This window comes from Streptococcus mitis (assembly GCF_001579035.1).
Lineage (GTDB): Bacteria > Bacillota > Bacilli > Lactobacillales > Streptococcaceae > Streptococcus > Streptococcus mitis_J.
Genome location: NZ_KQ970286.1, coordinates 297,890 through 301,019 on the forward strand (window position 1 = coordinate 297,890; position 3,130 = coordinate 301,019).

General features: G+C 40.7%; 5 protein-coding genes and 1 pseudogene. All 6 read left to right on the forward strand.

Annotated features, from left to right (window positions below; translation table 11 throughout):
- A partial coding sequence (locus SMIDD26_RS12205) for a baseplate J/gp47 family protein (protein ID WP_167747467.1) occupies window positions 1-320 on the forward strand: 320 nt, incomplete at its 5' end.
- Complete coding sequence (locus SMIDD26_RS03870) at window positions 307-825, forward strand: DUF2313 domain-containing protein (protein WP_061439041.1); 519 nt, start codon at window positions 307-309, stop codon at window positions 823-825. The genes SMIDD26_RS12205 and SMIDD26_RS03870, both read left to right, overlap by 14 nt.
- Before the next feature lie 10 nt (window positions 826-835).
- On the forward strand, window positions 836-1,786 hold the full coding sequence (locus tag SMIDD26_RS12695; protein ID WP_134990127.1) for a hypothetical protein: 951 nt from the start codon (window positions 836-838) through the stop codon (window positions 1,784-1,786).
- A gap of 4 nt (window positions 1,787-1,790) precedes the next feature.
- Window positions 1,791-2,288 (forward strand): hypothetical protein, encoded by a 498-nt coding sequence (locus SMIDD26_RS03880; protein ID WP_061439043.1) that lies wholly within the window; start codon window positions 1,791-1,793, stop codon window positions 2,286-2,288.
- Window position 2,289: 1 nt separating this feature from the next.
- Window positions 2,290-2,718, forward strand: a complete 429-nt coding sequence (locus tag SMIDD26_RS03885; protein ID WP_061439045.1) for a hypothetical protein — start codon at window positions 2,290-2,292, stop codon at window positions 2,716-2,718.
- A gap of 78 nt (window positions 2,719-2,796) precedes the next feature.
- Window positions 2,797-3,130, forward strand: a pseudogene (locus tag SMIDD26_RS12700) (hypothetical protein); the annotation flags it as partial.

Genomic DNA, 3,130 nt, shown 5'->3' on the forward strand with positions numbered 1-3,130 from the left:
TTGCTCCGATTGGTGCTTATGTGACAGTGCAGTCTGTAAGTGGCTACGACGTTCGTATTACCGCAACGATCAAGATTGATGAAGATGTAGATATCGAAACCATCAAGCACGAGGCGAAAGTCCAACTCATTAAATACTTACGTGAAGAAGCATTTGAAGAGAAAGAGGTTCGAAACTATAAAGTTGCTACAATCATTGACAGAATTAATGGGGTTCGAGATGTGGATCGTATTTTGTTGAATGACAGGGAACAAAGTATTGAGCTTTCTACCAACATGCTTCCGAAACTAGCGGAGGTAACTATCAATGTCACAAGTTAGATATCGTATGTTATCGGCTTTGCCAGAGGTCTTAGATCCAACAATTAATGATTTGTTTGAAACTGAGATTCCAGAGCTGGAATTGATTACAGACTTAATCTTTGATACTAGACGATTGATGTTGTTGCCAGAAGCAACGGAAGACTGGATTACACGTTGGGAAAAAGCTCTTCAGGTAAAACCGAAAACAACCGACTTGGAAGAACGAAGGCGGTATCTAATCACTTTAATTTCTTCCAAGATTAAAATCAACTCAGTGAGTTTACAAAAAATTACAAAGAGCTTTACGAATGTCAATAACTTAGTAACGGTCAAAGGTTCAGCGGTACATATCCGATTTTTAGGAGAACTACCGACTGGATATTTGAACCGTTTTTTAAAGTATGTGCGTGAATTGATTCCTGCTCATTTAGGAATCCAATTCTCGGTTGAAGCGCCAATGATGAACGAGATTTATGTTGGTGCTCACACATTCAGAGACATTCGTTCGGTTCGATTTGAATAGGAGGAAATAAATGGGATATTTTATCCAGCCCATTGTGACTGATAAAGCAATCAGCGAAACAGCCCTAGCAATTCAAAATAGAGAACCACTGGTCTTTACTCGAATAGCTTTAGGTAGCGGACGGCATCAGACAGACACTGGCAAGAAGAATGATGTAGCTCAAATAGTTCATTCTCTGCAAGTGACACAGTCTTTATCGACGGATGTAGCTGATACGATTCGTCTCACAGCGAGATTTGATAATTCGCGGATTGAGCGTGAAATGATTATCAATGAAATCGGTGTGTTTGCAAAACGTGGGAATCATGAAGAATTCATGTACATGTATACTTGGGCAGAGCAGGGAGATGTGATTCCTCCCAAAACATCTGCTTATGTATATCGAGATTATGATTTCAATACAACTATCAGCAAGAATAGTCAGATTACCATTCAATACAATGCGACTGACTTGGTTTATGCGACTGTCCCTGAACTGAAGGCGACAGAAAGGAAGTTGCAGACTAATATCGATAATCATATTGGAGATACTGCCCGTCACGTTTCTGACCAGGAACGGACACGCTGGAATGGGAAAGCCGACTTAAGTCACAGGCACAAGGTTGCAGACATCGACGGTCTGCCTGAAAAGATTGACGAGTTCACCAGAAGTAAGGCTGAGAAGGTTGACCTTACTGCTCATATTCAAAACCGCAACAACCCACACAATGTGACCAAGACGCAGGTAGGATTGGGGAATGTGGACAACGTAAGGCAAGCCAGTTATACAGACCATGAAGCGACTAAAAGAGAAGTCAATGAGCAAGAACAACGATTGTCATTGCTAGAAGAAATGGTACTACAGAATGCATTCTATATACCAATCAAGGCCGAAGATAATGCTAATGTATTGCTAGGTGACGAAAACAACAATTTAGTCGTAGCGGATTGGAAATACCAAATAGTAGAAAGGGAGGAATAGATGAATGGTAATTATGAGTAACCAAGTTAGAAAAGCTACTGATTTGCCAACGTTATCCAACGTATCGGACGGAGATGTGGTGCTAGTTCACAGTGGGGCAGGATTGAAAAAAGTTCCTGTATCCACTTTGAAACGAACATTTACAACACCACAATCAGCTATATCAGTTGCAACATCAAACTCAAACGGTATCGTCAGACCTGATAATCAGACGACAGAGGTTTCAAATGGCGTGATGAAAGCCAAGACGGCAACGAGTGGGCAGGTTGGTGTGGTTCGACCTGATAACTCAACTCTTACAGTCGATAGTTCGGGTGTTTTGCGAGTAAACAGGTCAGCGCTTGGGATTCCAAGTACATCGTCCGAAGTAGTCGCTAATAAGCTGATTAACCAAAACGGAAATCAGCAAATGAAGTATTGGTATGGGTCTAAAGCGCAATACGAAAGAGTTTATTACAAAGACCCTAACACAATCTATGATGTGTACGATGTAGAGGTATAACATGGCTACAAGAGAGGGAATTTATGTCGGAGGACATGAAATTGTCCAAAGATATGTTGGCAATATATTGGTTTGGGAAAAAGAGAAGTGGGTGTTTGTTGGAAGTTTTCGAGATTTAAGCAATCCAACGATCTCAAGCAATTTTTTAATTTTCCGCACAAACAATAAAGAGGATTCGTTCAATGATAAATATCGTAATCGAAGCAAAATAACTAAAACAAAAATTAATATAAAACCTAAACAAGGTGCAAAAAGAGTTGTATACGCAAGATACGCATATACACATCATCCGAATGAATACTCAAATGAATACTCAGCAGATATAGACAAAAGTCCTGGACTTTACATTGAGTTTACGGACACTAGTCAGAGAGATGAATTTAGAAAAAAATTTACAGACGGCGCTTCAATAGACATTTATATTAAATAATCAGGAGAACATTAAACATGGAATTTGTATTAGTAAATAAATTTTTTAGAGTTGGCAAGACGGAAGTCTCTATTCAATGTGACAAGCCGTTTTACTTTTTTCACTCGTGAGTTGGAGGGTGACCGTTTGGGTGACACGGACGAAACGCTCATTGAAGCAGTCAAAGAGATTCTACGCACCGAACTTGACCCGACTAGCGCCATTGTCAAAAACCAAGAACAATTGGCTAAAACGACGGAAGCGCTGGAGAAAGCCAATCAGCTCATGGATGGCATGCAGAAGGTCAATCTCCAGAATGCTCAGGATATTGAGGATATCTTAGCGCGATTGGAAGAGCTGGAAGCTCAAGGAGAGTCTGACCAGGAGGAGAAAGAGGAGGCAGAGGAGGACACCCCTCGGGTTACGGAGACAG